The organism is Prosthecobacter sp. (assembly GCF_044378005.1).
In the GTDB taxonomy this organism is placed as follows: Bacteria; Verrucomicrobiota; Verrucomicrobiia; order Verrucomicrobiales; family Verrucomicrobiaceae; genus Prosthecobacter.
Genome location: NZ_JBILYB010000234.1, coordinates 1 through 5661, shown reverse-complemented (window position 1 = coordinate 5661; position 5661 = coordinate 1). Strand labels below are relative to the sequence as shown.

Sequence of the window (5661 nt, the reverse complement as noted above, 5' to 3'; positions counted from 1 at the left end):
ATTCCAAATCCAGCGGCGGTTTCTGCGACGGCGTCTCGCGTCGAAACTTCCTCAAGATCGGCGGACTCGCCATGGGTGGGTTGTCGTTGAATGATGTGCTGCGCGCTGAGTCGGCACAGAAAACGGGCAAGTCGCACAAGGCGACGATCATGGTCTTCCTGCCAGGCGGCCCGTCGCACCAGGACATGTTCGACATGAAGCCCGACGCGCCCAGCGAGATCCGTGGCGAGTTCAAACCCATCTCCACCAACGTTCCCGGCATCCAGATCTGCGAGCACTTGCCGCGTCTCGCGAAAATGATGGACAAATGCACGCTCATCCGCTCGCTGGCCGACTGCGACAGCGGCCACGATGCCTTCCAGTGCCTCACCGGCCGCAGCGCGAAACGTCAGCCGCCTGGTGGCTGGCCGTCGATGGGCTCCATCGTTTCCAAGCTCGAAGGCAGTGTGAACCCTGCGATGCCTGCGTTCGTTGGCCTCGCACCGAAGATGGGTCACATGCCGTGGGCGCGCACGGGCGAGCCGGGCTATCTCGGTGTCGCGCACGCGCCTTTTCAGCCGAATCGCGGCGGCGGCACGGAGGACATGTCGCTCAATGGCATCACGCTCGATCGTCTCGGTGATCGCAAGACACTGCTGAACAGTTTTGACAGCCTGCGCCGCGATCTCGACGCCACCGGACTCATGGGCGGTGTGGATGTCTTCAATGAGCAGGCGCTCAATGTGCTGACGAGCCCCAAGCTGCTTCACGCGCTCGATTTGAACCGCGAAGACCCGCGCATCGTCGAGCGCTACGGCAAAGGCGAAAACCGCAACCGCGACGACGGTGGTCCGCGCCTCACCAGCCACTTCCTCATGGCGCGTCGGCTCGTGGAAGCCGGTGCGCGTGTCGTCACACTTGCCTTCAGCCGCTGGGATTATCATTCGAACAACTTCGGCCAGCTCCGCGAAGATCTTCCACTGCTCGATGCCGGACTGACCGCGCTCATCACCGATCTGCATGAGCGTGGATTGGACAAAGATGTCTCCGTTGTTGTTTGGGGCGAATTTGGTCGCACGCCTATGATCAACGCCAAAGGTGGCCGCGATCACTGGCCGCGTGTTGCCTCCGCGCTGCTCGCCTGCGGCGGCATGCGTCACGGACAAGTGATCGGAGCCACCGACAAGCATGCCGGTGAACCCACCGACCGCCCTGTCGCCTTCGGCGAAGTCTTTGCCACGTTGTATAAACAAATGGGCATCGACGTGACGAAAGCTACGCTCACGGATCTCACCGGCAGGCCGCAGTATTTGGTCGATGGCAATCTGCCGATGACGGAGCTGATGTGAGGGCCAGTCAGCCCCTCACACCCCGTCCCCGCTCCACGTCCAGGGCCAACTCGACCCGGCCCCTTCAAAAGCAATTTGCTAGCAGAAATCCCGAAGAAATGATGATTCACATTCAGCGACACACTCATCGAAAAATTGGGGTGGGATCTGTAAAAAGCAGGCTTTCAAGAATAGGCATCCCCTTCGCCCTCGGTCTGGTGGGCTTTGGGCCAGTCACGACGAGTTTCTCTCAACAAGTCTGTCTTCATGCGCCTCGGTTACTTACGGTGATACCGATGGGTGGACAAGTTGGCACGAATGTTGAGGTCAGCATCACTGGCGAAAATATTGAAAAGGTAAATGCTCTGCTTTTTTCGACACCCAAGATCACCGCTAAACCAGTCATTGGTGCGGATGGAAAATCCGTGGAGAACAAATTTCTTGTCACCATTGCGGCAGATGCACCCACTGGCGTGCATGATGCGAGAGTGCTGTCGCGCCTGGGTATTTCGGCGGCGCGCGCTTTCTCGGTGGGTCGTCTGCAAGAGGTGACTCGCGGTTTGCCAAACAATTCGGTGGAAACTGCCATGGCAATGAAACTGAACTCTGTCTGCAACGCGGCGACCACCAAGCGGTTGGTGGATTTCTATTCATTCCAAGGTGCGAAGGGTAAGCGCGTCGTCGTGGATTGCGCAGCGACAGGGATTGACTCAAAACTAACCCCGGTGGTGATTATCGCCGATGCTCAAGGACGTGATTTGCTGGTGAATCGCACGGGTGGAGTTCTCGATTTTACGCCGCCTGCCGACAGCACCTATCTGATCAAGCTTCACAGCCTAACGTTCCAAGGTGGAGTTCAGCATTTTTACAGGTTGGCGTTGCAGGAGGTTGCGGGCAATGGCCCCGTGCCGCGCCAGCCAGCCACGGCGTCAGTGAGTTCCATGTCTTGGCCACCGGAAGGCTTGGCCGCAACGGCGAAGACGAATGAAGCTGAGCCAAATAATCAGCCTGCGCAGGCAAAGAAGATGACGTTGCCTTGCGACATTGCGGGCAGTTTTTTCCCAGCGGCGGATGTCGACACCTTTGAGTTCTCAGCAAAGAAGGGTGAGACCTGGTGGGTTGAGGTTGCCTCTGAGCGACTCGGTCTGCCTACTGATCCGTTTGTTCTTGTGCAACGTGTCACCAAGATCGGAGACAAGGAGACGCTTAAGGACGTGGCCGAGCTTTATGACATCCCAAGCCCGATGAAGCCCGGCACTTATGTCCCCGCCTCCTCTTACAATGGCCCGCCATATGATGCAGGGTCCCCCGATGTGCTGGGCAAAGTTGAGATCAAAGAGGACGGAGATTATCGCCTGCAAGTGCGGGATTTATTCGGTGGCACACGCAGTGACGCGAGCAACGTCTATCGCCTCATCATTCGGCAGGCAGCACCGGATTTTAAGCTCGTCGCCTGGGCCGCGCACATCTCCGTTCGCCAAAATGATTTCGGCACCATATCCAAGCCTATCGCCTTGCGCGCTGGTGCAACGATGGCATTTGAGGTGGTTGTCGTGAGACGTGATGGATTCGATGGTGACATCGATCTCGCTATGGAAGGCCTACCTCAGGGAGTGACTGCAAGCGGTTTAAAGATTCCAGCTGGCAAGGTGCAGGGCATGATTTTCATCACCGCTGCTGAGAATGCCAAGCCCGCGTTCGCGATCGCGAAAATGTTTGGTCGTGCAACGATCAATGGTGCCAGTGTGACGCGCCCATGCCTTCTCGCCTCCATGGAATGGCCTGTGGTATACGCCCCGAGTGACTTCCCGACATCCCGTCTCGTGGCTGACGTGCCGGTGTCGGTGAGTGACTCAGAGAAGGCTCCCGTTACCATCGCAGGAAGCGAAGATAAAGTTTGGGAGGCCAAAGCCGGAGAGATTTTGAAGATACCGCACAAGCTCACATGGAGAAACGAGTTCAACGGCACTTCCGTTAAATTTAAGGCATACGGCACCTTTTTTGGGGACATGAAGGAGATGGACGTGCCCATCAAAGCCGCCACATCCGAGGCAGTTCTTGATCTTGCGGCATTAAAGACTCCACCTGGTGATTACACACTCGCATTTAAGGGTATTGGGATCACCAAATATCACCCCAACCAAGACGAGGTTAAGATGGCTGAGGAACAGCTCAAGAAAGCTGCACAGGAAGTCAAAACCCTCACCGCTGCAGCAAAAAACCTTACTGGCAAAGTCACCACTGCGCCAACCGCTGAGAAGATCGAAGCCGCCAACGCTGCGAAGATCGCCGCAGGGAAACAAAAGTTGGCTGAAGTCGCGATGGCCGACGCCACTCAACTCTTGAAGACCGTCACTGCTGCCGCCGCACCGAAGGACATCATCGATATTCTTGTATCGGAACCAATTAAGGTTTCCATCAAAGCCGCTCAAGTCGCCTCCGCAGCCACAACCCCGAGGAAATAATGCTCACAGCCCGAACACTTACCGCACGTTGCATCTTTGTGGGCTTGGCTTTGCCCGCGACATCCATGATTCATGCCGCCGAATGATTCATGCCGCCGATCTCGATTTTATCGGGATGTGTATCAATTCCTCAAAGCCAACTGCATCTTGTAGCAGCCCTCACACCCCGTCCCCTCCACGCCCAGGGCCAACTCGCCCCGGCGCCCTCAAAAGCAATTTCCTAGCAGGTAATGGCGCTCTCTCGCTCAAAGATGCTTCTTCACAAACGCCCATGCCGACTCGTCATGAAACTCATGGCGGCCTTCAAAAACGAGATGCTCAAAGCGATCTGTGATTCCTAGCTTCTCATAATAGCTTCTCGAGACAGGTGCCAGAACTTTCCCTGGTTCACGATGATCATTATCATCCGTGCTGCCAGCCTGAATCTGTAGAGCACGCGGACAAATCAGTGCCGCCAAATCCGAGTCACGGAACAAGGCAAAGCGGTCCTTGAATTTGAAATCACTTGGGACTGAAAGTTCATCGCGCTCATAGCGGCCTTCCTGAACCCCATAATAGCAGCTTGAGACGGACACCTTGATGCGTGGGTCCAGTGCCGGCGTTACCTGTGTATAGTAGCCTCCATAGGAGAGCCCTACCATGCCGACACGCTGCGGATCAACTTCCGGCCGTGTTAGGAGAACATCGATGCTGCGGGTGATCTTGGCGATCTCCACCGCAGTGAGGCTGGTTCCCACGAGTCTCATGCGCTCATCAATCTGCCTTCTGATGTCCTTGGGGTAACCATCTGCGGAAAACAGATGCTGTGGGGCAAAGACAACATAGCCGCGCTTCACACCGCCGCGCACCATGTCGTGATAATTCGCACCGCCATTGAACAAGGCCACTTCGGGTGATCCGCCACCGCCATGCATGGAGATGATCAGTGGAGCCTTTCCCTTGAGCTCTTTCGGTACAATGTAGATGCCCTCCGCGTGAACACCCGCCACCACTGGGATAGATGCACGGTAATAGGTGCCAATGCTGTCTTCACCGATCTTGTCAAAACTTGGAGCATCCTGTGCGGCCGCACCTGGAGGTGGATAACCAATGCTCTCAGCGAAGAGTTTGCGATAATCCTGCGTGGACTTCTCATAAGCCGCTGGCGAGGCGAAATCAGGCCGGAGCACAGTTCGCAGGCGACTGTCATCATTCTTCAGCGCGATGATGTATTCATCCAACTCCTTCGCCTGCTGCGTGCGGAGAGGGTTGGAAGAGGCGACAACTTCTTCATAATAGGGTGATGGAGGTCTGGTAGATTTCTCTTCGGCTGCGGCAATGGTCAGCAAGAAAAGAATGGAGTAAGCGGGGAGCAGTGTTGTATTCATCATGATCATTACGGGTGAGTTACACATGGATTGCACTCCATATGACCCTGGTTCATCGAAATATTTTATAGAGATGTCCTCAGCGCCGCGAATCAAGTCGCAGCCATCCTGTCCATTCCCGCTTGATTCGGGTGGACGCCGTCGGGCCATAGATCATCCGTGGTGATCGCGGCGTGCATGTCCACGAAGGTGATGCGTTTTCCGGCGGCCTTCTGCGCGGCGACAATGGCGGGCAGCGAGGCGTTGTAGGCGTCCACTTTCTCCCAGCCTGCGCGTTGTGCTTTCTGCGGGAGGATGGTGGCGACGAAAAGATGCGCGTCGCTCACTTCACCGATCGTGCGTATGAGTTGGTCGCGCGCTGGCGCATCGAAGCCGTTCGCGCCAGTCAGCCCCCTCACACCCCGTTCCAGCGCCACATCCAGAGCCAACTCGCCCGGCCCCTTGAAAAGCAATTTCTCCGCCGATCAACTCGGCTGAAACCCAATCCTCCTCCGGTTCTTGCTCTTCTCCCCCGAGTGCTCG

Annotated in this window: 4 protein-coding genes; 2 read left to right on the top strand and 2 right to left on the bottom strand. The window is 56.5% G+C overall.

Annotation, left to right across the window (positions count from 1 at the left end; translation table 11 throughout):
- Together AC6FTP_RS25050 and AC6FTP_RS25045 are read left to right on the top strand one after the other, a co-directional pair.
- Positions 1–1328: DUF1501 domain-containing protein (locus AC6FTP_RS25050; RefSeq protein ID WP_497209635.1), on the top strand; the 1328-nt coding region annotated here is incomplete at its 5' end.
- A 98-nt stretch (positions 1329–1426) separates the two neighbouring features.
- A complete protein-coding gene (locus AC6FTP_RS25045; RefSeq protein WP_497209634.1) occupies positions 1427–3772 on the top strand; it encodes a serine protease in 2346 nt (781 codons plus the stop codon).
- A gap of 245 nt (positions 3773–4017) precedes the next feature.
- On the opposite strand, the gene AC6FTP_RS25040 is transcribed toward AC6FTP_RS25045, so the two are convergent.
- Both AC6FTP_RS25040 and AC6FTP_RS25035 read right to left on the bottom strand, forming a co-directional pair.
- Entirely contained in the window at positions 4018–5148 is a 1131-nt protein-coding gene (locus tag AC6FTP_RS25040) for an alpha/beta hydrolase family protein (RefSeq protein ID WP_497209633.1), read from the bottom strand.
- An 83-nt stretch (positions 5149–5231) separates the two neighbouring features.
- Complete coding sequence (locus AC6FTP_RS25035) at positions 5232–5591, bottom strand: SGNH/GDSL hydrolase family protein (RefSeq protein ID WP_497209632.1); 360 nt, start codon at positions 5589–5591, stop codon at positions 5232–5234.
- Positions 5592–5661: the final 70 nt, after the last annotated feature.